General features: G+C 41.9%; 21 protein-coding genes. 7 read left to right on the top strand and 14 right to left on the bottom strand.

The window, feature by feature from the left end; translation table 11 throughout:
• Nucleotides 1–135: 135 nt before the first annotated feature.
• A complete protein-coding gene (locus NSQ62_RS10010; RefSeq protein WP_341323783.1) occupies nucleotides 136–1,872 on the top strand; it encodes an ABC transporter ATP-binding protein in 1,737 nt (578 codons plus the stop codon).
• A 74-nt stretch (nucleotides 1,873–1,946) separates the two neighbouring features.
• Here NSQ62_RS10010 and NSQ62_RS10005 read toward each other — a convergent pair whose 3' ends face one another.
• The gene (locus NSQ62_RS10005; protein ID WP_341323782.1) at nucleotides 1,947–3,365 is read right to left on the bottom strand and encodes an amidohydrolase; all 1,419 of its coding nucleotides are present in this window, start codon (nucleotides 3,363–3,365) and stop codon (nucleotides 1,947–1,949) included.
• Nucleotide 3,366: 1 nt separating this feature from the next.
• The gene (locus NSQ62_RS10000; protein WP_341323781.1) at nucleotides 3,367–4,590 is read right to left on the bottom strand and encodes an MFS transporter; all 1,224 of its coding nucleotides are present in this window, start codon (nucleotides 4,588–4,590) and stop codon (nucleotides 3,367–3,369) included.
• 123 nt (nucleotides 4,591–4,713) lie between these two features.
• Here NSQ62_RS10000 and NSQ62_RS09995 point away from each other — a divergent pair, with 123 nt between their 5' ends.
• Nucleotides 4,714–6,681, top strand: a complete 1,968-nt coding sequence (locus NSQ62_RS09995) for a helix-turn-helix domain-containing protein (protein ID WP_341323780.1) — start codon at nucleotides 4,714–4,716, stop codon at nucleotides 6,679–6,681.
• Nucleotides 6,682–6,892: 211 nt separating this feature from the next.
• Here NSQ62_RS09995 and NSQ62_RS09990 read toward each other — a convergent pair whose 3' ends face one another.
• The 11 genes from NSQ62_RS09990 to NSQ62_RS09940 all read right to left on the bottom strand — a co-directional run bounded on the left by NSQ62_RS09990 (nucleotide 6,893) and on the right by NSQ62_RS09940 (nucleotide 20,798).
• The gene (locus NSQ62_RS09990; protein WP_341323779.1) at nucleotides 6,893–7,465 is read right to left on the bottom strand and encodes an ABC transporter substrate-binding protein; all 573 of its coding nucleotides are present in this window, start codon (nucleotides 7,463–7,465) and stop codon (nucleotides 6,893–6,895) included.
• 138 nt (nucleotides 7,466–7,603) lie between these two features.
• Nucleotides 7,604–8,194, bottom strand: coding sequence for a 3-isopropylmalate dehydratase small subunit (leuD, locus tag NSQ62_RS09985; protein WP_341323778.1), 591 nt, complete (start codon nucleotides 8,192–8,194; stop codon nucleotides 7,604–7,606).
• 11 nt (nucleotides 8,195–8,205) lie between these two features.
• Entirely contained in the window at nucleotides 8,206–9,615 is a 1,410-nt protein-coding gene (leuC, locus tag NSQ62_RS09980) for a 3-isopropylmalate dehydratase large subunit (protein ID WP_341323777.1), read from the bottom strand.
• A gap of 15 nt (nucleotides 9,616–9,630) precedes the next feature.
• The gene (gene leuB, locus NSQ62_RS09975) at nucleotides 9,631–10,731 is read right to left on the bottom strand and encodes a 3-isopropylmalate dehydrogenase (protein ID WP_341323776.1); all 1,101 of its coding nucleotides are present in this window, start codon (nucleotides 10,729–10,731) and stop codon (nucleotides 9,631–9,633) included.
• A gap of 205 nt (nucleotides 10,732–10,936) precedes the next feature.
• On the bottom strand, nucleotides 10,937–12,481 hold the full coding sequence (locus tag NSQ62_RS09970; RefSeq protein WP_341323775.1) for a 2-isopropylmalate synthase: 1,545 nt from the start codon (nucleotides 12,479–12,481) through the stop codon (nucleotides 10,937–10,939).
• A gap of 1 nt (nucleotide 12,482) precedes the next feature.
• Nucleotides 12,483–13,496 carry a ketol-acid reductoisomerase gene (gene ilvC / locus NSQ62_RS09965; protein WP_341323774.1) on the bottom strand — a complete coding sequence of 338 codons (1,014 nt, stop codon included), beginning with the start codon at nucleotides 13,494–13,496 and terminating at the stop codon, nucleotides 12,483–12,485.
• A gap of 81 nt (nucleotides 13,497–13,577) precedes the next feature.
• Nucleotides 13,578–14,093, bottom strand: a complete 516-nt coding sequence (gene ilvN / locus NSQ62_RS09960; RefSeq protein ID WP_341323773.1) for an acetolactate synthase small subunit — start codon at nucleotides 14,091–14,093, stop codon at nucleotides 13,578–13,580.
• Nucleotides 14,090–15,844 carry a biosynthetic-type acetolactate synthase large subunit gene (gene ilvB, locus NSQ62_RS09955; protein WP_341323772.1) on the bottom strand — a complete coding sequence of 585 codons (1,755 nt, stop codon included), beginning with the start codon at nucleotides 15,842–15,844 and terminating at the stop codon, nucleotides 14,090–14,092. Before ilvB ends, ilvN begins: the two co-directional genes overlap by 4 nt.
• Before the next feature lie 449 nt (nucleotides 15,845–16,293).
• Nucleotides 16,294–17,964: a dihydroxy-acid dehydratase gene (gene ilvD, locus NSQ62_RS09950; RefSeq protein ID WP_341323771.1), complete on the bottom strand. Its 1,671-nt coding sequence runs from the start codon at nucleotides 17,962–17,964 to the stop codon at nucleotides 16,294–16,296.
• 345 nt (nucleotides 17,965–18,309) lie between these two features.
• The gene (locus tag NSQ62_RS09945) at nucleotides 18,310–19,635 is read right to left on the bottom strand and encodes a D-arabinono-1,4-lactone oxidase (protein ID WP_341323770.1); all 1,326 of its coding nucleotides are present in this window, start codon (nucleotides 19,633–19,635) and stop codon (nucleotides 18,310–18,312) included.
• Nucleotides 19,623–20,798, bottom strand: coding sequence for an alanine racemase (locus NSQ62_RS09940; RefSeq protein ID WP_341323769.1), 1,176 nt, complete (start codon nucleotides 20,796–20,798; stop codon nucleotides 19,623–19,625). Before NSQ62_RS09940 ends, NSQ62_RS09945 begins: the two co-directional genes overlap by 13 nt.
• Before the next feature lie 381 nt (nucleotides 20,799–21,179).
• Between NSQ62_RS09940 and NSQ62_RS09935 the strand changes: the two genes are divergently transcribed.
• Nucleotides 21,180–21,725 carry an isochorismatase family cysteine hydrolase gene (locus NSQ62_RS09935; protein ID WP_341323768.1) on the top strand — a complete coding sequence of 182 codons (546 nt, stop codon included), beginning with the start codon at nucleotides 21,180–21,182 and terminating at the stop codon, nucleotides 21,723–21,725.
• A 116-nt stretch (nucleotides 21,726–21,841) separates the two neighbouring features.
• Nucleotides 21,842–22,096 (top strand): GlsB/YeaQ/YmgE family stress response membrane protein, encoded by a 255-nt coding sequence (locus NSQ62_RS09930; RefSeq protein ID WP_341323918.1) that lies wholly within the window; start codon nucleotides 21,842–21,844, stop codon nucleotides 22,094–22,096.
• Nucleotides 22,097–22,157: 61 nt separating this feature from the next.
• Here NSQ62_RS09930 and NSQ62_RS09925 read toward each other — a convergent pair whose 3' ends face one another.
• The gene (locus NSQ62_RS09925; protein ID WP_341323767.1) at nucleotides 22,158–22,847 is read right to left on the bottom strand and encodes a lytic transglycosylase domain-containing protein; all 690 of its coding nucleotides are present in this window, start codon (nucleotides 22,845–22,847) and stop codon (nucleotides 22,158–22,160) included.
• Between the two features lie 142 nt (nucleotides 22,848–22,989).
• Here NSQ62_RS09925 and mscL point away from each other — a divergent pair, with 142 nt between their 5' ends.
• From mscL to NSQ62_RS09910, 3 genes are all read left to right on the top strand, one after another.
• Nucleotides 22,990–23,382, top strand: coding sequence for a large conductance mechanosensitive channel protein MscL (gene mscL, locus NSQ62_RS09920; RefSeq protein ID WP_341323766.1), 393 nt, complete (start codon nucleotides 22,990–22,992; stop codon nucleotides 23,380–23,382).
• A gap of 160 nt (nucleotides 23,383–23,542) precedes the next feature.
• Nucleotides 23,543–24,658 (top strand): methionine biosynthesis PLP-dependent protein, encoded by a 1,116-nt coding sequence (locus NSQ62_RS09915; RefSeq protein WP_341323765.1) that lies wholly within the window; start codon nucleotides 23,543–23,545, stop codon nucleotides 24,656–24,658.
• Nucleotides 24,655–25,821 (top strand): aminotransferase class I/II-fold pyridoxal phosphate-dependent enzyme, encoded by a 1,167-nt coding sequence (locus tag NSQ62_RS09910; RefSeq protein WP_341323764.1) that lies wholly within the window; start codon nucleotides 24,655–24,657, stop codon nucleotides 25,819–25,821. The genes NSQ62_RS09915 and NSQ62_RS09910 overlap by 4 nt, the downstream gene beginning before the upstream one ends.
• The last annotated feature ends 77 nt before the right edge of the window (nucleotides 25,822–25,898 follow it).

Raw genomic sequence — 25,898 nt, 5'->3', positions numbered from 1 at the left:
TCTTGGATGATGTTTGTATGAAAGGAATATAACGCAGTAAATATTGTATAATTCCTACCTGTATAGTATATTATTAAATAGATACATCATTTCGTCAATATCAAATATTCAAAAACTTTAAAGGATGATTACTATATGAGTGAACAACTACTGGTAGTAAAGGATTTACGTGTGTCATTTTTAATGGAAGAATCAGAATTTGAAGCAGTGAAAGGTGTTAGCTTCCATGTAAATGCAGGTGAAACAGTCGGAATTGTTGGCGAATCAGGATCCGGGAAAAGTGTGACAGCCCGTTCAATTATGCGTTTGTTACCGTCCCCACCTTCGTTCTTAAAATCTGGTACGATTGAATTCCAAGGCAAGAACTTAGTCATGCAAAGCGAAAAACAAATGGAAGCGATTCGCGGTAAAGACATTAGTATGATTTTCCAAGATCCGATGACATCTACAAACCCAACGATTCGCATCGGAGATCAGATTGCAGAAGGTCTTATTAAGCACCAAGGTTTATCTAAGGCAGATGCGCGTTCGAAAACGATTGAATTATTAAAGCTTGTTGGTATCAAAAATAGTGAGGAACGCTACAATCAATACCCTCATGAATTTAGCGGTGGTATGCGTCAGCGTGTCATGATTGCGATGGCACTTGCTTGTAACCCTTCCCTGCTCATTGCCGATGAACCAACAACCGCGCTTGACGTAACGATTCAAGCCCAAATTCTTTCGTTAATGAAGCAAATGCAAGAAAAGCTCGGGACATCGATTATTTTAATTACCCATGATTTAGGTGTTGTTGCCGGCATGTGTGACCGAGTTATTGTAATGAAGGAAGGCGAAGTTGTCGAGCAAGGTACGACGGAAGAAATTTTTGCCAACCCACAGCACGACTACACGAAGCGTTTATTGAATGCCCTACCTAAGCTCCATGAAAAAAAAGAACCGAAAGTAATGCCCAATTTAGCCGCTGATTTAAATATCAATGTACCGCTTGTTGAAGTAAAAAACATTTCGAAGCACTTTGACGGTGCAAAAGGCCATGTTTTAAAAGCTGTTGATGATTTATCGTTTCAAATTTATCCTGGGGAAACGCTTGGACTTGTTGGGGAATCTGGTTCTGGGAAGTCTACAACGGGACGTACCCTACTGCAACTGCATGAACCAACGGACGGTGAAGTGTTGTACAAAGGCGTGCCGGTTAGCCGTTTAACAAAAAACGAGCTAAAAAGCATGCGTCGCCATATGCAAATTATTTTCCAAGACCCGTATTCAAGCTTAAATCCGCGCAAAAAGGTGCTAGATATTATCGGTGAAGCACTTGATTTACATAAGCTTACAAAATCAAAAGAACAGCGCCGCGCTCGCGTAGAAGAATTGTTAGAGCTTGTCGGTTTGAATAAGGAGCATGCCCTGCGTTACCCGCACGAATTTAGTGGTGGCCAGCGTCAACGTATCGGGATTGCCCGTGCACTCGCGGTCGAGCCACAGTTTATTGTATGTGACGAGCCCTTATCTGCACTTGACGTGTCGATTCAAAAGCAGGTTGTTGATTTATTAAAAGACCTGCAGCAACGCCTAGGCTTAACGTACTTATTCATCGCTCATGACTTATCGATGGTGAAGCATATTAGTGACCGAGTCGCGGTAATGTACGGTGGGAAAATAGTCGAGCTTGCGGAGAGTGAAGAACTGTATAGTAACCCACAGCACCCGTATACGAAAATGCTGCTGAATTCGATCCCCATTCCTGATCCACAGATTGAAAAGCAGAAAAAACGTGCGGTCCTGACAGATGAAGAGCTTGTAAGTAACCGCTTTGATGTGGAGAATACGAAGCTTGTTGAGGTAAGTACAGGGCATTGGGTAGCACAATAAGTAATAGATTCTCGGCGTGATTATTGCCGAGAATCTTTTTTAATGGATTTATTGTTCCGTCGAATCCGCCAAACTTACACTTTTTCAGGCGTTGGCTTCGGCGGTAATATATCGGCTGGAATCGCACAAACATAGTCTTTTCCATCACGCAAACGATGAAATTCTGCCTTTGCTTCTTGAATCACTTCTGGATTTAACAACGAATCCAGTGCCGCACCTGCCATTGTTTTGGCAGCATAATGCATCCCTTTCATGCCAATTGATGTGCCAAATGACGACGTCGCCTGCCATGTGTGGACCTGTACCCCGTGTGGTGCGCATACTGTTGTTACTTGTCCTAGGGGTGCAATCCACGACACGTCACCTAAATCACTGGAACCAGGCATCGATTGACGGAACAGTTGTGGAATATTAAGCTGCTCTTTAATAAACGTTTGGCTAACATCAACCCCCATCATAGATAGCTGATGATTTGCCCCCGCTAGAACAGACGGATCTATCGATTGCTGTAATGCCCTCGCATACGTCTGCTCTTCGTCCGTAAATTCAAGCGGTGGAAGCTCTTGCCACTGTGCGTACATTTGGTTGTTTAACGTCATGTTTGGCAGCGAGTCGTAGCAGCCAGAACGGATTTTCCAGTGCACCGACGTTTCCGTCATATGTGCTGCCCCTTCTGCCACACGGATTAAGCGGAGCAGTAAATCGTCTACTGCATCACGACTTGCACCGCGCAGGAAGTAATACACACTTGCATCTTCTGGTACGATGTTTGGCGCCAAACCACCGTTCGTAATTTGATAATGAATACGCGATCCTTCTGGCACATGCTCACGTAAATAATTGGCCCCAACATTCATAATTTCAACACCGTCAAGTGCACTACGTCCTAAATGTGGTGAGGCGGCTGCATGTGCTGTACGACCATGAAAGAAAAATTCCACCCCTGTTAACGCCTGCATTGACGGATGCACTGCCATATTAAATGTTCCTGGATGCCATGTGTAAACGATATCTAAATCATCAAACACACCGTCGCGTGCCATATACGATTTTCCTGATAATAATTCCTCCGCAGGACAGCCGTAATAACGAATAGTCCCTGCAATATTTCCCCTTTCCATTAGCTGCTTCAATGCCACCACTGCCTCGACACCAGCTGTGCCAAGTAAATTATGCCCGCAGCCATGGCCTGGACCACCCGCTATAATTGGTGTTTGTGTTACAGTTGTCTCTTGGCTTAAGCCTGGTAATGCATCAAACTCCCCTAATAAACCGATTATCGGTGTACCTGTTCCCCACTGCGCCACAAATGCCGTTTCGACACCACCGCTACCTGTTGAAATCGTAAAGCCTTGCTCAGATAAAAAGTTTTTTTGTAGCTCAAATGCATAGGTTTCCTCATAGCCCACTTGTGGGTGATTCCAAATTGCCTTCGCCATTTTTGCAAATGTTGCTTCCTGTTGCTCCATTAACGTAAATAATTGCTGTTTCATGTTACCCCTCCACAACTTTCAATTGAATTTCTTCTACTTCTGTTTTCTTTACAGGTAACAGCATCGCAATACAAGCCGCTATCCCACATACAATTGCTAAGAAAATAAATGATGTATTAAATGAGCCACCTGATGCGGTAATTAAATAGCCCATAATTGTAGGTGCTAAAATCCCTGCAGCCTGTCCTCCAAAATTGACAATGCCAAATGCCGTCGCCACATTGCTTTCTTCTACCACACGGTGTGGTGTTGTGAAAATAAATGCGCTCACGAATGACATAAATGAGAACGCCACACATTGATACACAATAATTAACACAATCGAAGTGGTATTTGCCATTAAAATAAGCGCAATCGCTAAAACAGACGTTCCTAAAATGACACCATACTTTGATTTTGCACCTAGTGTTGTAATGATACGCCCACTAATAATCATGCCAACCGCTGCAAATAATGCAGGAATCGCCGCAACAATGCCGATACTCGCCATATTAATATTGTGCTCCTGCATTAAATACGTTGGCATCCAAGAGCTTAAGCCCCAGCTCGCTAGATTCACAAAGAAGAAAATCATTAGTACTTTTACAAGATACGGATTCGTTAAAACGGCCTTAAACGAGCCCTTTGGTTTGTCTTGTTGTTCTTCAATGTAGGTCTTTGCATTACGTGTGAAATACAGCAAACCGATGATAAAAATAATCCCAAGTGCCGAAATAATGAAAAATACAGTACGCCAGCCAAACACGATGAGTAACGGTGCACAAATAATCGGTGCCAGTGCTGCCCCCACCATATTTGATGACATCATCGTAGATTGCGCCTTTGTACGCTGTGATTTCTCATAATAAGTGGCGATTGCCTTTGTACTTGCAGCAGGATAGCCACCCTCGCCGATTCCAAATAAAAAGCGAATCAGTATTAAAACAACTAGTGACCAAGCTAAGCCCGTAAACGCAGTGAAAACGGACCAAAAAGCAACGGCAATGATTAAAATTTTTATAATACCAAAGCGGTCAGCCAACCAACCACCAGGAATTTGCATGAGTGCATACCCCATGAAAAACGCACTGAGCACAAAGCCGAGCTGTGTAGCAGTCAGAGTTAAATCCGAACCAATACTTGTTAACGCAAGTGTAATCGCCGTTCGATCTACATAAGATACAATCCATCCAAAATACAATACAACCATTATCCAAGTACTTCTATTTTTTAATGTACTTTCCATGTAATCGCCTCCTTTTAATTATCTAAATATTACGAAAAATATAAGACAATTTCATTGGAATAAGTTACAATTTTAGTAGAATGGAATTGTGGGAAGTTCTAAAATACGGAGAAGTAAAGGAGTGTGTCTTTTCTGAGTGGACAAAAGCACATTAAAATAGAACAGCATTATTGCACGTTTTACATTTACAGCGCTACAAATGAATGGTTTTTATTTAGTGGGACACCTACCATTGTGGAGACGCTTCCATCAAAAAATGTTTTTGATACGCGCACAGGGTTTTTTTCTTCGACATTTGAAACTTCTCTTCCTGAGCGATACGTCGTTTTTTGTCAAATTTCACTTGATTTAAGAGGGATAGATGAAACAAATATTCAACTTCAAGCTGAAAAAATCTTTTTCGAGCAGTTGTACATGAAGCAGCAGGAGCAGCAGCTTGCTACTTCCGAAATTATGATTGCGCTCAATTCCGATTTAAAAATTAAGCCGTTGCTCCAAAAAATCATTGATTATTCCCTTGAGGCCATCCCGTCCATCGACCGTGGCTTCGTGATGTTGTATGACAACACAAAGCAGCGTTTATTTACGGTTGCGAAAAAAGGGACAACTGATGCCATCTATAACTATGCACCTTCTAGCGGTGAAGGAATCGCGGGTTATACATTTGAAACAGGGACGTCTGGCATCTATGACCTAAATGCCGCGCTCAAGATTATGTGGAATGTTACAAAAGACAATGCGGAAGCGCTTGAACATGCACTTAGTAGAAACCCTTCAAAAAACTTGTTAACAATGGCCGTGCCGATCTTTTCAGATACAAGAAAATTTGGCATTATGATTGTGCATCAGTATTCGAATAAAATGCCTTTCCAAAATCGAGATTTACAGCTATTAAAAAGCTTTGCATCTCAGGCAGCAGTTGCCTTAAAAAATGCTGAAGCCTATGAACAAATCGAACAGTTGAACTTTGATTACGTTCAAAATAACGAGATTCATCAGCTATTTTTAAAGCTGACGTTTCAAAATGCTGACGAGGCGCTCATTTTAGAGCAAACGACGCGTCTCTTGGGGCACCCCGTTCACTATGTCAATTTACTTGACCGTGATACTTTTCCTGAAAACGCTGTATTAAATCAATTAAAAACGATTACTGTACCTGGCATCCACACTCTTTATGAACAAACATATATATATCCTGTTAAAAATGAGCAGCAAATTTTTGGCTATCTGTTATTCACAACAACAGAGCCTATTGAAGCTTCTGAAAAACGAATTATAGAAAATGCGGGCATCAGTTTAGCGTTAAAGGCAATTCAATTTCAAGCAAAAAGCCAGATTAGCTATAAGGAACGCTTTGAATTATTTCAGCATCTTTTAGCTGGGCAAGCACCGCTACTTGATCCGCGCTATGAGGATTTACAGTTGGCCGTTTATGAGCCTACTTTTTGTGTCGTCATGAAATTTAGCCATTTCACAAACTGGCATGTGATGCAATTTATAGAGCATTTAACACATTACTACCCTTCACATCCGTTTATCTTTACGCAAAGCGATCAGGTTGTTTGGGTCGTACAAGGAAATGAAACGTTTCGTGAATCGTTAGTGCAACGTTTACCGACTATTCTTGAGAGCTGGTTACAATTTCACCAGCAGCTTATCACAATTGGCGTGGGTACCATTCAGGATAACTTATTACAGATAGCGGCTAGCTTTACAGAAAGTGAGCACGCACTATGCCATCACCAAAAGCAAGGTACGAACATTGCGATAAATTGCTATGAGGAAATCGGCATTAATCGGCTATTTGCCAAGCAAACAAGTAGTGATATCCAGCACTTTGTTTCGCAAGTATTGGCCCCGTTAACTATGCAAAAGGATACGATTTTACTGCAAACGTTACAATGCTACATTGTACACAATCGCTCGATTACAAAAGCATCCGAACAGCTGCATATTCATCAAAACACGCTCTATCACCGATTACAGCGTATTGAGCAACTGACGATGCGCTCGTTAAATAACCCAGACCAGTTTTTAGAGCTAACATTGGCATTGCATTTATACCGAACCTATGCCATAGGATCAATTTGAAACTACATCGCTGTTATTCAGTAATGAAGCTATGCGGAGCTAAGTCGGCAACATGCTAATTTCTCCGACAAGGACTATTTAACACGATCAAAAGATTCAATTATTGTCAAAACATAATTTCAGAAAAAAACTCCCCACTGGCTAAACAGATTCAACTTTAATCTGTCTAGCCTATGGGGAGCTTGTCTCATATAAAAGTGGTACTTGTCTTTTACTTAGCTTTTAACAACTGATATGCGTCAATATTTATGGTCATTTCAGGACTAATCCCATCCATAATATCGACAACATCTCGTAACAGTGGCGTTAAATTCGACTCAATAAATTCCTTCTTGATCTCATCGGTTGTTTCATATTCCGCATTATCTAAACGATTTAACAGCTCATCGCACATTAAATCGATGACACCTTCTTCACGATATGTATTCGTATCATTCAAAGCAAGTTTTGCGCGTAAATCCAAATATTTATGCCAGTAATCCTGTAAATTTAATGCGGACTTCGTTTTATATGCGTGACGCACATTTAAATTTTTTGTATCATATTTTGCAAGTTCTAATAAACGTTTCATTTTAAACTCAAGCGTTGATTGATGTTCTAATTCACGTCTACGTTCCTCTAGCGCGATTTTTTGTAATTGCTGTTCCTTATTATATTTCAGCAACCATTTCACACCGAAAAATGCCGCAATAGCACCAACGATATACATCCAATAGCTCATGATAAAACCAATAATTAATAAAACGACAACAATTACACCAAAAATGCCCCAAAAATTATTCACAACACCCCTCCTAATCCCAATTACACTATTACAACAAATTATAACATTCTACTGTACAAGCAACAATATAGTAATTTATGGAAAAAACTAGATTAAAAGCAGATGCCTCTAATCTAGTTTCTTCTATTATATATTCAATTAATACGCGACACGTTTGCTTTCATATGCTGTGATTTGCTCGTCGTATTTAAATGTCAACGAAATCTCATCCCAGCCGTTTAGTAGCATCTCTTTGTAGTACGGGTCAATGGTAAATGTATATGTTTTACCATAGCCTGTCGTCACGGTTTGTTGTTGTAGGTTTACTTCGATTGCTTGTGCTTCGGCTAAGCCTTTTTCAAGGAGCTCGTCGCACTCTGCTTCTGTTAGCTTGATCGGTAAAATGCCGTTTTTGAAGCAGTTATTGTGGAAAATGTCTGCGAAAGACGGTGCAATCACGACACGGAAGCCGTAGTCTAAAATTGCCCATGGTGCGTGCTCACGTGATGAACCGCAGCCAAAGTTATCTTGCGCAACTAAGATTTCTGCTGTTTTATAAGCTGGCTTATTTAAAATGAAGTCCGCATTTGGGTTACCGTCCTTATCAAAGCGCCAGTGATAGAATACGAACTCGCCAAAGCCTGTACGTTCAATTCGTTTTAAAAATTCTTTTGATATAATTTGGTCAGTATCAACATTTTTGCGATCTAGTGGCGCGTAAATGCTGTTCACGATATTAATCGGTTCCATACAATCTCTCCTTACGCCTCTTGCTTTTGTAGTTGACGAACGTCTACGAAACGACCATGAATTGCCGCTGCTGCTGCCATTGCTGGTGATACTAAGTGCGTACGAGCACCCGCGCCTTGACGTCCTTCGAAGTTACGGTTTGATGTCGATGCACAGCGCTCGCCTGAAGGAATCACGTCTTCGTTCATCCCTAAACAAGCCGAGCAGCCTGATTCGCGCCATTCAAAGCCTGCAGCTAGGAAGATTTCATGTAAGCCTTCTTCTTCTGCTTGCTTTTTCGTTGACCAAGAACCCGGTACAACAATGCCTGTTACACCTTTTGCTAGCTTTTCACCCTTGACGATTTCTGCTGCTGCGCGCAGGTCGTTAATACGTGAGTTTGTACAAGAGCCGATAAAGACATGTTGCACTTCGATATCGGTAATTTTTTGACCTTCTTGTAAATCCATGTATTGAAGCGCTTTTTCTAACGCTTGACGGTCTGTTTCACTATCGTAATCAGTTGCTGTTGGTACCGTTTGTGATACGCCAACACCCATTGCGGGGTTTGTGCCCCAAGTCACGATTGGTTCGATATCTGCTGCGTCAATTTCAAGCACCACATCATACGTTGCGTCTGCGTCTGATGCAAGACTTAACCAATACTTCGCGGCTTCTTCAAACGTCTCGCCTTTTGGTGCGTGACGACGACCACGTAGGAATTCCACCGTTGTTTCGTCAGGTGAGATTAAACCAGCTTTTGCGCCAGCTTCGATTGACATATTACAAATCGTCATACGCTCTTCCATTGACAGCTTACGAATGGCTTCGCCTGTGTACTCGACGATATGCCCTGTACCTACGCCAATGCCCCATTTTGCGATAATCGCTAAAATGATATCCTTCGCCGTTACGCCAACACCAAGGTCACCGTTGACACGGATTTCCATTGTTGGTGGCTTTAATTGCCATAGCGTTTGTGTTGATAATACGTGTTCTACTTCTGATGTACCGATACCAAATGCAATTGCACCGAATGCACCATGTGTCGCTGTATGTGAGTCACCACAAACGATTGTTTTCCCTGGCTGTGTTAATCCTAGCTCAGGCCCAATTACGTGAACAATCCCTTGGTCTGGATGGCCGATGTCTGCTAGCTCAATACCGAACTCTTTTGCGTTTTCAGCAAGTGTCATGATTTGCTTTTTCGCGATTGGGTCGTTAATTGTTGGTAAGTTTTTTGTTGGTACGTTATGATCCATTGTTGCAAAGCACAGGTCTGTACGACGCACTTTGCGGCCAGCTAAGCGTAGTCCCTCGAACGCTTGCGGGCTTGTTACTTCATGAATTAAGTGTAAATCGATATATAGTAAATCTGGCTTGCCATCTTCACGATGTACGACGTGTTGTTCCCACACTTTTTCAATGATATTTTTCCCCATAGTCTTCACCGTTCCTTAATTATATGAAATCATAATACTATCCGAAACGAAGCTTGCATCGATTTCGTTTAGTACTTTCTCTGTCCATTCTTGTGTTGACAATGCACGTGTATGTTCTTGTGCTAGGTCTTTTGTGAAATAGCCATCGTCGAATACGGCTGTTACGGCGCGTTCGATTTCTGCTGCTTCTTCTTTTAAGCCAAATGAGTATTGTAATAGCATCGCTACAGAAAGAATTGTAGCGGCAGGGTTTGCAACACCTTGACCTGCGATTTCTGGTGCTGAGCCGTGTACTGGCTCATAAAGGCCGAAGTTGTCGCCGCGAATTGATGCAGAAGGTAATACACCTAAAGAACCTGTAATAACAGATGCTTCATCACTTAAAATGTCGCCGAATAAGTTTTCTGTTACGACTACATCATAGTGACCTGGGTTTGTGATCAGCTTCATTGCTACTGAGTCCACCAGGTTATGTTCTGTTTCTACATCTGGGTACTGCTTTTTCTTTTCTTCAACAATTTCACGCCATAAACGTGACGTATCGAGTACGTTTGCTTTGTCTACTGAGCAAAGTTTGCCGCGGCGAAGTCTTGCTAATTCGAAGGCATTGTCTACGATTCGCTCGATTTCCACTCGTGAATACACACATGTATCAATAGCACCTGCATCTGTTTTCTTACGTGGCTCTCCGAAGTAAAGCCCTCCTGTTAATTCGCGGACGATCATTAAGTCTACGTTTTCCGCAACTTCACGTTTTAATGGAGAAGACGCAAGTAAACTTGGGAATGCTTTTACCGGACGTAAATTGGCAAATAAGTCGAAGTGTTTACGAATGCGTAATAAGCCCTTTTCTGGACGCAACTCTGGTGGGTTGTTATCCCATTTTGGTCCGCCAACTGCGCCTAATAAAATCGCATCGCTCGCTTCACATTTTTCGATTGTTTCATCTGGTAGTGGGTTGTTGTGTTGATCGATTGCTGCACCGCCAATTAACGCATAGTCTAAATGAAACGTGTGGTTGAAACGCTTCCCGATTACTTGTAGTACTTTTACTGCACTTGCAACAACTTCTGGACCAATGCCATCACCTGGTAGTACTGTAATTTTCTTTTCCATTTGAAAAACACCTTTCTTTCGACGTGAAATTACTTGTAGTAGAAGCTTTGTACTAGAACCCGTTGATTTCCGTTTCGGGTACGCTTTCCGCGGGCACGGCCTGAGCCTGTAGTCTCAGGCGTCGTGCTGTTCCCGCAGGAGTCGACCCTACACTCCAATCAACTAAGATTTACTCAATACAAAGCTTAGTTTTTGCAATAAAGAATCAGTTTGTCACAGCTTGCTCGTTGCGAACATACTGCTGGATTATGTGGCGATTAATCGCGTTTAGGTAGGCTTTTGCTGACGCTTCTAGTACGTCTTGTGCTGCGTCGCGACCAGTTGATGTATAGCCATTATATTTTAAGTTAATAACGGCTTCCCCTAGTGCGTCGCGCCCTTTACCTACTGATTGTACGCGGTAATCTAAAATGTTCACTGTGCCGTTTACGAGCTGCTCTAATGTATTGAAGATGGCTTCTACTGAACCAGAGCCTGTTGCGGCAAGTGTTTTAATATCGCCTTCAGGTGTGACAACCGAAGCTGTCGCTGTTGGGATATTTTCTGTACCGTATTGCACTTGTACGGATTTTAATTCGAATAGTGGCACGTTTTCTGTGGACACTTGTTGCTCGGTTAAAATCGTTGTTAAGTCTTCTTCGGTCACTTCTTTTTTGCGGTCCGCTAGTTTTTTGAACTCGGCGAATGCTTTGTTTAATTTATCATCCGATAACTGGAAGCCCATTGTTTCCGCACGATCACGGAATGCAGCACGACCAGAGTGCTTACCTAATACTAAAGGCACCTCGTCTTCACCAACTAATGCAGGTGAGATGATTTCGTACGTTTCAGGATTTTTTAAGACGCCATCTTGGTGGATACCTGATTCATGGGCGAATGCATTTTTCCCGACAACTGCTTTGTTTGGCTGGATTAATACATTCGTTAAACGGCTAACCATTTGTGATGTACGCTTAATTTCCTTTAAGTTTAGACCCGATTCAACTCCGTAGAAGTCTTTACGGATATGAAGTGCAACACCAATTTCTTCTAAAGCGGCGTTACCGGCACGTTCACCGATTCCGTTAATCGTACATTCTACTTGGTCGGCCCCGTTTTGAACCGCTGCAAGAGAGTTCGCAACCGCCATTCCTAAATCGTCGTGGCAGTGTGCAGAGAACTTAATGTTTTCTGAGCCAATGACGTTTTCACGTAAATAGCTAAACAGTGCCCCGTACTCATCAGGTGACGCGTAGCCAACTGTATCGGGAATGTTGATTGTTGTCGCACCTGCTTTGATGACCTCTTGGCAAATGCGAACTAAAAATTCTTTGTCTGAGCGGAAGGCATCCTCAGCAGAAAATTCAACTAAAGAGAATTTCTCTTTGGCATATTTCACGGCTGCGACTGCTTGCTCAACAACTTCATCTGGATTTTTCTTTAGTTTGTATTCCATATGGATTGGGCTTGTTGCGATAAATGTATGTACATGTGGTTGCTGTGCATGCTTAATCGCTTCCCAAACCGCATCGATATCACTTTTAACCGCACGTGCTAAACCTGTAACGATCGAGTTTTTCACCGTTTTGGCAATTAATGATACCGCCTCTAAATCACCAGGAGATGAGGCAGGGAATCCCGCCTCAATAATTGTGACACCTAAACGCTCTAGCTGCTTAGCGATTTCAAGCTTTTCAGCGGTATTTAAGTTAATACCGGCTGATTGCTCTCCGTCGCGCAATGTTGTATCAAAAATGTCAATTTTTCGCATATTATTTCACTGTAACCTTTTGCTTGCCTTGGTTGATGAATGGCATCATCGCACGTAATTTTGCGCCCACTTCTTCGATTTGGTGGTTAGCACCAGCTTCTTTGAATTTTGTATATTCTGGACGACCCGTTTCATTTTCTTCGATCCAACGTTTAGCGAATGTACCGTCTTGGATGTCTGTTAATACGTCTTTCATGCGCGCTTTAACTGAAGCGTCGATGATACGTGGACCTGATACATAGTCTCCCCACTCAGCTGTATCTGAGATTGAGTAGCGCATTGTTGCCATACCACCTTCGAACATTAGGTCAACGATTAATTTTAATTCGTGCATTGTTTCGAAGTAAGCAAGTTCTGGTTGGTAACCTGCTTCTACTAATGTTTCAAAACCTGCTTTCACAAGCTCTGTTGTACCACCGCAAAGTACTGCTTGCTCACCGAATAAGTCTGTAACTGTTTCTTCAGCGAATGTAGTTTCAAGTAAACCACCACGAGCTGAACCAATTCCTTTACCGTAAGCAAGTGCTAAGTCACGTGCAGAACCTGTTGCATCTTGGTGAATTGCGAATAAACCAGGTACGCCAGCGCCTTCTGTGAATTGACGACGAACTAAGTGACCAGGACCTTTAGGCGCAACTAAGAATACGTCTACGTCTGCTGGTGGTGTGATTTGACCGAAGTGAACGTTGAAGCCGTGTGCGAACATTAATGCTTTACCAGCTGTTAAGTGTGGCGCGATTTCTGCTTCGTAAACTGCTTTTTGACGCTCATCTGGAAGTAAGATTTGGATTACATCTGCTTCAGCTGCTGCTTCTGCTACAGTTTTAACATCAAGACCATCTTCTTTAGCTGCATCGTATGATTTACCTGGACGGATACCTACTACTACATCAAAACCTGATTCTTTTAAGTTAAGCGCATGTGCATGGCCTTGAGAACCATACCCGATGATCGCGATTTTTTTACCTTGTAATACCTGTTCGTTGATTTCGTTTTCATAATACATTTTAGACATTTTCATTTCCTCCAATAAGTTAAGTGTTTTATTTTTTTGAAATACGGGCATTGGATGACATCCTCCGCCCCGTATGGATAACTATTTTAAAATCGACAGCTGCGGGCCTTCTACTTTTTGGGCTTCGCGAATTGCTGCTGTTGCGCCTGTACGTGTTAATTCTTTAATGCCGTATGGGCGAATTAAGTCGATGAAGGCATCAATTTTTTCTGGATGTCCGACCACTTCGTATGTCACAACATTTTTCGATGTGTCCACGACTTGTGGGCGGAATGGTTCAACAATCGCGTTCATTTCTAAGCGTAAGTTTGGTGGTGATACGACTTTGATTAACGCTAATTCACGTAGCACGATTGCTTTTTCAGTAATATCATTGACTTTTAATACGTCAATTTGTTTTGACAGTTGTTTGATCAACTGTTCAATTTTGCTTTCATCTTTAACATTTACGATGAAGGTCATTTTCGAGAAGTTTGCTTGCTCAGATTGACCTACCGTAATCGATTCGATGTTGAATTGACGCTTCATTAATAAACCAGTCACGCGGTTTAATACACCACTTTGGTTAATAACGGTTACAGTGATAACACGTTTCATGGTTTTTTCACTCCAATCATTTCATGTAATCCTTTACCTGGAGCTACCATTGGGAATACACTCACTAGCTGTTTGATGCGGCAGTCAATTACGACTGGCTCATCTGAATTTAGTGCTTCTGCAAATAATTCCTCTGCTTCTGATAGCTTTTCAATGCGAACCCCTTTGACACCATATGCTTCTGCTAACTTGACAAAGTCAGGCTGGATTGGCATTAAGCTTTGTGAATAGCGCTCTTCATAGAATGTTTCTTGCCACTGACGTACCATGCCTAAACAGCTGTTGTTTAGGATGACTACTTTTACTGGTAAGTTGAATTCTTTTAATAACGCAAGCTCTTGGTTTGTCATTTGGAAGCCGGCATCCCCTACAATAGAGATAACTTTCTTCTCAGGTTTTGCAAATTGTGCGCCGATTGCTGCTGGGAAACCGAAGCCCATTGTGCCTAAGCCACCAGAAGTTACCCAACCATGTGGATTGTTTAAGCGGTAGTACTGAGCTGCCCACATTTGGTGCTGCCCAACGTCTGTTGTCACAATCGCTTCACCGTCTGTTAAACGGTGGATAATTTCCATTGCCTGCTGCGGTAAAATTTCCTCACCTGCATCCTCGTACCATAATGGATACTTTTCACGGCTGTCTTTTAAGTAGTTCATCCAGTCGGTTGTATCAGGACCTTGGAAATCTTTTTTCAGGAATGCATATAATGCTTCTTTTGCATCCGCTACGATTGGAATATCTGTTGGCACATTTTTACCGATTTCTGCTGGATCAATATCGATATGAATGATCGTTGCGTTCGGAGCAAATGTTGCTAAGTTCCCTGTTAAGCGGTCATCAAAGCGTGCGCCGATGTTGATTAGTAAGTCAGCCTTTGTAATGGCATCATTTGCTGTTGCGTAGCCGTGCATCCCGGCCATGCCGAAGAACTGCTCGTGATCACCGTGAATACTACCAAGACCTAAAAGCGTATTGACTACTGGTAAGTTATATTTTTCTATAAATTCAGTTAATTGCTCGCGTGCATCGGCGAATAATACGCCCGCTCCAGCAAGAACTAATGGTTTTTTCGCTAAGCCAAGTGCTTGAATCGCCTTTTGAATTTGTAGGTAGTTCGGCTTTGTTGTTGGTTGATAGCCCGGTAAGTAAATATCGTCTGGTGTTTTAATATCATCTTGAAACACCGTTTGTGAAATATTTTTTGGGAAATCGATTAATACGGGCCCTTTACGACCTGTGTTGGCAATATGGAACGCTTCTTTAATAATGCGCGGAATGTCACGCACATCTTGCACTTGATAGTTGTGCTTTGTGATTGGCGTTGTAATCCCCATAATGTCGGCTTCTTGGAACGCGTCTGTTCCGATAACTGACGTCGCAACCTGACCTGTGAAAATTACCAGTGGAATCGAGTCGATCATCGCATCGGCAATTCCTGTTACTAAGTTTGTTGCACCTGGTCCTGATGTTGCGATGACAACACCCGGTTTGTTCATAACACGTGCATAACCTTCTGCTGCGTGAATGGCCCCTTGCTCATGACGAGTAAGGATATGGCGAATTGGGTTGCGATAAATCGCATCATAAATTTGAAGAACAGCCCCACCTGGGTAACCAAAAATAATATCTACATCTTGATCGTGTAACGCTTGAACTAAAATATCAGCACCATCACGCGGTTTTTTAATTTTTTGTGCTTCTGGTTGTTCTTGTGGTTCAATTTCCTGACTCGCTGAAACATTTGCACTCATGTAAAATTCTCCTTCCTTCTTGTTAAATCTATTTTAAATTGGAAATTTGCATAAAAAGAAAAAGCCTTTTCTCCGCACGCAAAAGAAATACTCTTACGTAGGGATGAAAAAGACTTTTCATGGTACCACCCTTGTTTATAGCTCTCTAAATCGGTGCTTTTAATAAAAGCATCCGGTTTAACTTTGCTACCTCGCGAACCGTGTTGACCACAGTAGCCGTAGCTTTCATATGAGAAAGCTGTGCAACTGGCTACTGTGCACTGGTTCATTAATAACGAGCACTTCGACTATGCCCGGAGCTATCTAATGGCTTACGCGTTTAATAGCTCACTCCGAGGGGATGTCGGATACAGTTGTATCGCCGGCTTCCACCACTACCGGCTCTCTGGTAAATACAAGACTCTGTAACCTTTAACCTCATCAACGATTTGACGATTTAATTTTTCAAACTAGATTTTCATGACGCCGCCTTTAGAAGCATTCGTTACTAATGCTGAGTAACGAGCTAACCAGCCGCGTTTAATTTTTGGTTCAAATACAGGTAACCCTGCACGGCGCGTTTCAAGCTCTGCGTCGTCTACTAATAGATTGATTGTACGGCTTGGTAAGTCAATTTCGATTGTATCTCCGTTGTTTACTAACGCGATTGGACCGCCTTCAGCTGCTTCTGGAGAAATATGACCGATTGAAATACCACGTGATGCACCTGAGAAACGTCCGTCTGTGATTAGTGCGACTTTCGTTCCTAACCCGCGCCCTTGAATTGCTGACGTTGGTGCTAGCATTTCTGGCATCCCTGGACCACCTTTTGGCCCTTCATAACGAATGACTACGACATGCCCTTCACGAACAACGCCTGCGTCAATTGCCTCTTGTGCTTCTTCTTGAGAGTTGAAGACGATTGCCTCGCCAACAAACTTCTTAATCGAAGGATCAACGGCCCCTACTTTAATAACTGACCCTTCTGGTGCGATGTTTCCGAATAATACGGATAAACCACCGACTGGGCTATATGGATTATCCTTTGTGCGAATGACCTTGTCGTTTGAGATTTCATAATCACTTACAAGTTCACGCATGCTCACACCAGCAATCGTTGGACGGTCTGGGTGAATCGCACCTGGAATTTTTGTTAATTCATTAATAATCGCTTGCACGCCGCCTGCTTTGGCGATGTCATCCATCGAAATATCCGATGCTGGCATAATTTTCGCTAAATACGGTACACGCTCTGCGACTTTGTTAATATCTTCAATGTTGTAATCGATTTCTGCTTCGTTTGCGATTGCTAAAGTGTGGAGTACTGTGTTTGTAGAACCCCCCATTGCCATATCTAGCGCGAATGCATCGTCAATTGCTTCTTTTGTTACGATATCACGAGGCTTTACGTCTTCTTTAATCATACGGACTAAATGTTTCGCAGCTTCGTAGATTAATTCTTTACGCTTGTCGCTCGTTGCAACAATTGTACCGTTACCCGGTAATGCTAAACCAAGCATTTCCATTAAACAGTTCATTGAGTTCGCTGTGAACATCCCTGAGCATGAGCCACATGTTGGACATGCGTTGTTTTCAATATCAAGTAGTTCCTCTGCTGTCATCGTACCGGCTTTATGTGCGCCGACCCCTTCGAAAACGCTTGTTAATGAAAGTGTTTTACCTGTTGACGATATACCAGCCTCCATTGGGCCACCTGATACGAATACAGATGGTACGTTTGTACGAACCGCCGCCATTAACATCCCTGGTGTGATTTTGTCACAGTTTGGAATGTAGAACACACCGTCTAACCAGTGTGCGTTAATTACGGTTTCAGCTGCATCTGCGATAATTTCGCGTGATGGTAATGAGTAGCGCATCCCGATGTGTCCCATCGCAATGCCATCATCTACGCCAATTGTGTTAAATTCGAATGGAATCCCACCCGCTTCAATAATGGCCTCTTTTACAACGTCCGCGAATTCGCGTAAGTGAACGTGGCCAGGAATAATATCAATGTAAGAATTACAAACCCCGATGAATGGCTTCTCTAAATCTTTCGCCTTTACTTTACCAGTAGCGTATAAAAGACTACGGTGTGGAGCTCGGTCAACCCCAACTTTAATCATATCACTTCTCATTTTTAACGCCCCTCAACGTAATGCATTTACTCTCGCTGTATCTTTTAATGGATCTTTTCGACTAAGGTCGAAATATTCGAACTTTTCATTTTGTAAGTGTCGAACGTGCTTCACATGAAAACTGACATCGCTGTGATGTTTCGTGAAGTGGTGTACTAAATTGTTGTTATCATAGTACGGATTTACCTAGTACGTCAACACTATTTTTTGAATTTTTTATACAATTCAAAAAGTTCACTCACCTTGAAATCGCTTTCATCGTCACTGTTGCATACTTTTGCTGTTTTATTACTATTTTTCGAAAATTTGAATTTTTAAAATATTTATTTCAAATCCCTCAATTTTCTAGTGATACATAAAGATGTTACGGAAATAATGCGTCAAAAATACATTGGCTGGATCTTGCTGTTGACGAGTTTCATTAAATTTTTGGGCGTTTGGATAATACGTATCGATGTTGTCTTTGTTGTAGCGATTGATTTTTCCCCAATGCGGACGACCGTTATATTTCTTCATGGTTTCATGCACCCAATCAAAATACGGCCCTTCGTTCATTCCTTTATACATATGAAATGCAATGAACGCACATTCCTGTCCTTGCGTTGGGCTCAGGTAACCGGGCTCCCCTGCTGTTGTACGAATTTCAATTGGAAAATGAACATCAAACTTTTGCTCAGTAAACATCGTGTGTACCTCTTCGATGCATGCTTCAAGCTTAGTAAGTGGCACGGCATATTCTGCTTCGACAAACTTTACACTACGAGGTGATGGGTAAATTTCGTAGCTTTTTCCCGTACGTGCCTCACCGCCTACAACCTTTGATGCGAGCTTACTAACCGCTAAGCTTGCCTTCGGGACGTATTTACACAGCTCTGATGCCACATAAAATAGCCCGTTTTCTAACGCCTGTACTTTTACTTGATCGGCGTATTTTTCGAATTTCGGCTGGTCAATAGGTGCCACGGCCTCCATCTTCTTTACTTGAATATGCTCGCTACCCGGAAAATAAAACCATTCGACATTACGATGCGCACGAATTGTTTGCTGCAACAATGCCACCTCACTATAAAAATTACTACGCTCTGAAGTATAGGCGAGGCTGTAGAGCGGCACGACTTTGATCGTCACCTTCACTAAAATCCCAAGCATCCCGACAGACACATGTAAGCTTTCTGATAAGGCATCGGCACCGCGCACATGCTCGGTATACTCCCCTAAACCATTTACAAAGCCCCATTTCGTCACCATCGATGAAAATGAGCCAAATGTAAGACCTGTCCCATGTGTTCCTGTGGAAATCGCGCCAGCCAGCGTTTGCTGTTGAATATCGCCCATATTACTAAGCGCAAATCCGTACTTAGCGAGAAGTGGTCCGACTTCATATAAGTACGTACCTGCCCAAAAGGTTGCCGTTTGATTTTCCTTATCTACTTCAATCAGCCCGCGCATATTGTGCAAGGACAACGCCGTTTGTTCTGGTAACGCAACCGGGCTAAACGAATGCGCGGCACCTGTTACACGAATCGTACGTTTTAGGAGCGCATGGTCTTTCACAATGTCGCAAACTTCTTCTATTGAATTTGGTGCGTAATAGGCACTTGGATAAGAAAGATAGCTCCCTGACCAGTTCGTCCACTTTTGTCCATTTTTCCATTTGTTTATAGAAAACATTGATTTTCCCCCCGATACGTTTTCATTGGTCCTTTGTAGTGACCATCTTCAATGGTATGTAACACTTGGAATCGTTCACAAAGTTCGCCTGCTTTGGCGTGGCGCATATACACCGTGTCACCAATCGTAACTTGTCCTTGTTTTACTTGAATCGGCGTTTGTACCTCCCCCGCGCCTTCTAATGGTAGAAGTGCAAAACGTTCTGGCTGTAAGAACACCGGCAAACGGTCCGACCCTGCTGCGCCTGAAGCCGAATAACCACCACCATGACAGACAACTATGTCATCTGCAAACCTCCGCGTCACACGGAGCGCAAAGCCGGCTGCTGGTTGAAGCTGTAGACTTTCGTAATGATCAAATAATGCAGGTGCAAAAAATGCCGAGCCGACTGTAATTTCTGTCACATCGCGCTGTTTACTGCACCAACGCATGCTGCCGGAGCCCCCTGCATTGACAAATTTCACGTCTGCCATACTTTTCACATGAGCGACGGCAAACTGACGTAGCGCTGTAATTTTTTGTACAGACTGCTTTTTCAATGTGCGAATGAGCGCGCCCTTTGCCCCAAAGTAATTCGGCGTTTGATCGGCCACCCCAGCAATTTGTGCATCATATGCCATCACACCCGTAATTTTGATGTATGGTAGGGTTTTGAGTTGTTTCAACAAGTCATCCAGCTTCGCAAAATCAGTAATTGGCGAACGCTTAGAACCGAAATACAGTACTTTAAAATCGGTTGATACGTTAATGTCGACACAAACTTCTAGCGTCACACGGGCTTTCCTTGCAATCGTGTTAAGTAGCGTGGCTTGCTGCACATGGTCGACCATAAACGTCAGCGACTTCCCCTTTTTCACCCATTCCACAAGCTTGGTAATGGCCAGTTCCTCGTACACCGGATAGCCAATGAGTAGTTGGTCCAAGCCTTTTTCGAATAAAAACAGGGATTCATTCGCCGTAAACGTCATATAACCCGCGAAATGGTGCAGGCGTTTTGCAATCAGCTGCAACGCTTCCACCGAACGGATTGATTTTGTGGCAATCCTTACTTGCTTATCACCACAGCTTTTGTTGACGAAATTAATATTGTGATTCAGCGCATCCAAATCAAGCCATGCGAATGGATGCTCTAGGTTTTGAAAAGCTTTGTTATAGTTGTCCATTGTTTCACCTCACGGAAGAATATTTTCGTATTTTCATTATATTTTCGTATGCACCTCTCTACTTTTCCATTATTATACACAAAAAAAACCTAGCAACTATCTGCTAGGTTCGTAATTTTAAATTTATTACATTAATAACATTTCCAATGCAAAGTTCAATACAATTAAAGTGTGCACGCCAACAAATAATAGACCCTGACGATTTAACCTTTTCGTGATTGTCATATCCAATTGATCACCCCGTTTGATTGTTTATGAGATTACTATACAATAGTTAGATTTAAATATCAAAATTTTCTGACTATTTAACGAACTAATTTCCTAACCGTCTTGTTATGGAACATGGCATAATAGAATCATTAACTTTTAGGAGGCTGATTTATGAGTTCTAAAGCATTAATCGTCATTGATTACACGTATGATTTTGTCGCGCCAGATGGAAAGCTTACTTGCGGTGCGCCTGGGCAAGCAATTGAAGGGAAAATTGCTTCATTGATAGAGCAGTTCATTCAAGAAAAACAACCTGTCATTTTTGCAAATGACTTACACAAAGAAAATGATCCATTTCACCCAGAAACAAAGCTATTCCCCCCACATAATATAGAAGGGACGACCGGACGTGAGTTGTATGGCAGCGTGAAAAAGCTATACGAAAAATATCAACAAGAGGTCATTTCATTTGATAAAACACGCTATAGTGCATTTGCAGGTACAAATTTAGCTATTTTGCTACGCGAGCGCGGTATACAGGAAGTTGTATTAGTTGGCGTTTGTACAGATATTTGCATCCTTCATACGGCGGTAGACAGCTATAACTTAGGCTATCAGATTACGATTTATAAGGACGCGGTTGCGAGTTTTAATGATGTAGGTCATACGTGGGCGCTTAGTCATTTTGAAGCATGTTTAGGTGCTAGAATCTTATAGTTATTTAAAAGTAATATGATTTTTTATAATTTTTAGGTTTAATCCTTTGTCATATAGGAAATAATTAACTAGATGCAATTATCTTTCATTTTTTTCAAAGGAGAGTTGATAACATGATGAGTTTTATTTGGTTCTTGATCATCGGAGGTATTTTAGGGTGGTTAGCAGGTGTAATATTAGGTAAGGATATTCCAGGTGGTATTATTGGAAACATCGTAGCTGGTATTATCGGTTCTTGGATTGGTAGTATGCTATTAGGCAACTGGGGCTGGCAAGTTTCAGACTTCTACGTATTCCCAGCATTAATTGGTGCCATTGTTTTAATTTTCATCGTAAGCTTCATTTTAAAATCTATGCGTAAAGCAACTTAATGTATGTATGCATCTAAATAAAAAGTGTGACATTGCGTCACACTTTTTTCAATGAATAAAATTACTTTTCCAGCGCGATAACTTTCAATTGCTCACCGTAATCGCTGTACTGTTTGTAGTAATGCAGGATATCTTGTACGTATTTGTCGCTATGATTATATTGGAAGATGGCTTTTTTTAATTTGCCATCCTTCACACCAGCAATCGATAAAAATTTTGCGGCACTATAGACAGCATCTTCAATATCAAAAGGATCGGCTACACCATCACCATTTGCATCTACCCCGTAGCCTCCGTATTTTTTGATAATCGCCGGATTGGTTTTATCTTTTTCAGGAATAGCACCTTGTCCTAGATCTTTACATGAGGGATGCTTCCAGCCAACAAATGTACAAGGCATGAACTGCATATGCCCTTCTGCGCCAACTGGGGACACCAGTTTTTTCATCGTTGAAAAGCGCGTTTCTACGCGATGATGTGCTGCAAGCAGTGTCCACGGAACACCGTATTTTTCTTCTGCAGCTACATAAACCGGGATGTATTCAAGCGGGATTTCTAAGTCGAACTGCTCTTGAATTTGCTGGTACACAGACTTTTCGGTAAACTGCTCGATAAACGGCAACGTACGAATTTGCTGCCAGCTAAAAAAAGCGAAGATATACGTAGTCAGTGCAACTGGAATTAATAAAACGATTAAAAAGAGCTTTACTTTCGGTGAGATTATTGGTTTTTTATTTTTGTTTTTAGCCATAGACGCCACCAATCTTATTTAATAGGGAATGTTACTTCCCCTATTATAATAGATGTGAATGCTAGATTGATAGTTGAAAATATTAAAAACAATCGGTACAATAGGAATTCGCAGGAAATATAAGACATAAGGAGTTGTTTTTATGTGGAAAGACTTTAAGGAATTTGCGATGAAAGGTAACGTAATCGATTTAGCCGTAGCGGTTGTAATCGGTGCTGCCTTCGGTAAAATCGTTACTTCATTAGTAGAAAACATCATCATGCCATTAGTTGGGATGTTAACGGGTGGAATTGATTTAACGAACGAATGGAAGTTTGGTCCTGGTGATGCACAAATTGCACTTGGTACATTTGTCCAATCAATCATTGACTTTTTAATCATTGCCTTTGCCATCTTCATGGCGCTACGAATTCTTACTAAACTAAATCGTAAAAAAGCGGCAGAAGTTGTGGAAGACCCAACACCAAAGTTAGATACAAAAGAAGAGTTATTAAAAGAGATTCGCGATTTATTAAAACAAGAGCAATCAAAATAATAATCGAAACCTAGAATGCATAGTTGTATTCTAGGTTTTTTATTTTTATATAAATTTGTGAAAACCCTCGTATTGCTATTGTTTCATGTGATGTTTTTTGTTAAATTGATGTAATACTCGATTCATTCGAAATATTAAGAAATTTTAAGGAAGTGTTTTCATGTCACAACGTTCTATTGAAACTAAGCTTGTTCAGCTTGGAAATTTATCAGATGCTAAAACTGGTGCCATTAATCCCCCTATTTATATGTCAACAGCCTATCAACATACGGGCATTGGCGAATCTACTGGTTACGACTACACACGCACAAAAAATCCAACACGTACAATTTTAGAGCAAGGGATTGCTGATTTAGAGGGCGGCGATCAAGGTTTTGCTTGTAGCTCCGGCATGGCAGCCGTGCAGCTTGTTATGTCATTGTTTAAGCCAAATGACGAGTTAATCGTGCCCGAGGATTTATATGGTGGGACGTATCGTTTATTTAAAACGTTTGCGGAAAATTACAATATTAAACCGGTGTACAACCCTTTCACAGATCTTGCGGAAGTAGAAGGTTTAATTAATGAAAACACAAAAGCATTATTTATCGAAACACCGACCAATCCATTAATGCAGGAAATCGATTTAGTGGCATATGGAGCTTTAGCGAAAAAACATAATCTATTATTAATCGTTGATAATACGTTCTATACACCGTACTTCCAACGCCCAATCGAACTTGGTGCGGACATTGTATTACATAGTGCAACAAAATACATCGGCGGTCATAACGATGTGTTAGCAGGTTTAGTTGTCGCGAAAGGCCCAGAGCTATGCGAAAAACTAAGCTTCTACCATAACGGAATCGGCATGGTATTAGCACCGATGGATTCATGGTTACTGATTCGCGGTCTTAAAACGCTACACTTACGCCTAAAGCAGCATGATGCCAACGCCAAAAAAGTAGCGGCGTTTTTAACTGCTGAAGAGCTTGTGACAGACGTACTCTATACAGGTAAAGGTGGCATGCTGTCATTCCGAGTAAAGGATGAGGCCATGATTAACCCGTTCTTAAAAGGCATCAAACTCATTACGTTTGCAGAAAGCTTAGGTGGTGTGGAAAGCTTTATTACCTACCCTGCCACACAAACACACGCCGATATGCCGTATGACGAGCGCGTGGCACGTGGTGTGTGTAATCGTTTACTACGCTTCTCGGTTGGGATTGAAGAAGCCGATGATTTAATTGCAGATTTACAGCAAGTATTTGACACACTACGAGGTGAATTTGCATGACAAGACTTGAAACAGCACTAGTTCACGGTGCCATTCGTGAAGGCTATAGTGATAAAAAAGGCGCGGTCAATGTACCGATCTATTTATCTTCAACATTCCACCAAGAATCAATTGATGAATTCGGTGAATACGATTACGCACGTTCTGGTAACCCAACACGTGCTGCACTTGAAAAAGCTATCGCGGAGCTTGAAGGTGGCAATCGGGGCTTTGCATTCTCAACAGGGATGGCGGCCGTTTCTGCCTGCTTTATGATTCTTTCTGCTGGTGACCATATTGTAGTGACTGAAGATGTATACGGCGGCACATACCGCTTTGTGACAAAGGTATTACCACGCTACGGCATTACGCATACATTTGTTGATTTCACAGACGCGGAAGCTATAAAAGCCGCAGTAAAGCCTGAAACCAAATTAATTTACATGGAAACACCGTCAAACCCGACATTAGGCATTACGGATATCCACGCAGTTGTCGAAATTGCAAAAACGCACGGGGCAATGACGTTTTTAGATAATACCTTTATGACGCCACTGCATCAGCGTCCACTTGATTTAGGTGTGGATGTGGTCATTCATTCTGCGACGAAATTTTTATCAGGTCACTCGGATATTTTAGCTGGCTTAGTCGTGACAAAAGATGAAGACCTAGCAAATCAAATTTACTTTATTCAAAATTCATTTGGATCGGTATTAGGTGTGCAAGATAGCTTTACACTTATTCAAAATATGAAAACAACGGCGGTACGCTTTAACGAGCAAACACGCGTTGCACAGCGCATTGCCGAATTTTTAGCAGCTCAGCCACTTGTAGAAAAGGTCTACTATCCTGGACTAGCTTCCCACCCAGGCTTTGCCATTCACCACGGGCAATCAACGTCAGCTGGTGCGGTGCTATCATTTAGCCTACCTAGCTACGACATTGCCAAAGCATTCGTTGAAGCGATGCAAATTCCCGTATTTGCGGTAAGTCTTGGTGGTGTGGAATCGATTCTTTCGTACCCTGCCAAAATGAGTCATGCTGCAATGGAACCCGAAGAACGCGCAAAACGCGGAATTACAGATGGTTTATTACGCTTCTCAGTCGGCTTAGAAAATGAAGATGATTTAATTGAAGATTTTGCACAGGCGTTAACAGCAGCAAGTGCAATTTTAACAAAATAGTATTTAATCACGAGGTCAATGAATCCACTTTAGGATTTATTGGCCTTTTTTGTTTATTCTTTAGCAAAAAAAGAAAT

Origin of the sequence: Solibacillus sp. FSL H8-0523 (assembly GCF_038051985.1) — a bacterium.
Lineage (GTDB): Bacteria > Bacillota > Bacilli > Bacillales_A > Planococcaceae > Solibacillus.
Note: the sequence above shows the minus strand (reverse complement) of the source record. Positions and strands in the feature narration are given on the sequence as shown.

Excerpts from the sequence above, each read along its gene's own strand:
- NSQ62_RS10010 (WP_341323783.1), top strand. The coding sequence starts at position 136 with ATGAGTGAACAACTACTGGTAGTAAAGGATTTACGTGTGTCATTTTTA.
- NSQ62_RS10005 (WP_341323782.1), bottom strand. The coding sequence starts at position 3,365 with ATGAAACAGCAATTATTTACGTTAATGGAGCAACAGGAAGCAACATTT.
- NSQ62_RS10000 (WP_341323781.1), bottom strand. The coding sequence starts at position 4,590 with ATGGAAAGTACATTAAAAAATAGAAGTACTTGGATAATGGTTGTATTG.
- leuD (WP_341323778.1), bottom strand. The coding sequence starts at position 8,194 with ATGGAACCGATTAATATCGTGAACAGCATTTACGCGCCACTAGATCGC.
- leuC (WP_341323777.1), bottom strand. The coding sequence starts at position 9,615 with ATGGGGAAAAATATCATTGAAAAAGTGTGGGAACAACACGTCGTACAT.
- leuB (WP_341323776.1), bottom strand. The coding sequence starts at position 10,731 with ATGGAAAAGAAAATTACAGTACTACCAGGTGATGGCATTGGTCCAGAA.
- NSQ62_RS09970 (WP_341323775.1), bottom strand. The coding sequence starts at position 12,481 with ATGCGAAAAATTGACATTTTTGATACAACATTGCGCGACGGAGAGCAA.
- ilvC (WP_341323774.1), bottom strand. The coding sequence starts at position 13,496 with ATGTCTAAAATGTATTATGAAAACGAAATCAACGAACAGGTATTACAA.
- ilvN (WP_341323773.1), bottom strand. The coding sequence starts at position 14,093 with ATGAAACGTGTTATCACTGTAACCGTTATTAACCAAAGTGGTGTATTA.
- ilvB (WP_341323772.1), bottom strand. The coding sequence starts at position 15,844 with ATGAGTGCAAATGTTTCAGCGAGTCAGGAAATTGAACCACAAGAACAA.
- ilvD (WP_341323771.1), bottom strand. The coding sequence starts at position 17,964 with ATGAGAAGTGATATGATTAAAGTTGGGGTTGACCGAGCTCCACACCGT.
- NSQ62_RS09945 (WP_341323770.1), bottom strand. The coding sequence starts at position 19,635 with ATGTTTTCTATAAACAAATGGAAAAATGGACAAAAGTGGACGAACTGG.
- NSQ62_RS09940 (WP_341323769.1), bottom strand. The coding sequence starts at position 20,798 with ATGGACAACTATAACAAAGCTTTTCAAAACCTAGAGCATCCATTCGCA.
- NSQ62_RS09935 (WP_341323768.1), top strand. The coding sequence starts at position 21,180 with ATGAGTTCTAAAGCATTAATCGTCATTGATTACACGTATGATTTTGTC.
- NSQ62_RS09930 (WP_341323918.1), top strand. The coding sequence starts at position 21,842 with ATGAGTTTTATTTGGTTCTTGATCATCGGAGGTATTTTAGGGTGGTTA.
- NSQ62_RS09925 (WP_341323767.1), bottom strand. The coding sequence starts at position 22,847 with ATGGCTAAAAACAAAAATAAAAAACCAATAATCTCACCGAAAGTAAAG.
- mscL (WP_341323766.1), top strand. The coding sequence starts at position 22,990 with ATGTGGAAAGACTTTAAGGAATTTGCGATGAAAGGTAACGTAATCGAT.
- NSQ62_RS09915 (WP_341323765.1), top strand. The coding sequence starts at position 23,543 with ATGTCACAACGTTCTATTGAAACTAAGCTTGTTCAGCTTGGAAATTTA.
- NSQ62_RS09910 (WP_341323764.1), top strand. The coding sequence starts at position 24,655 with ATGACAAGACTTGAAACAGCACTAGTTCACGGTGCCATTCGTGAAGGC.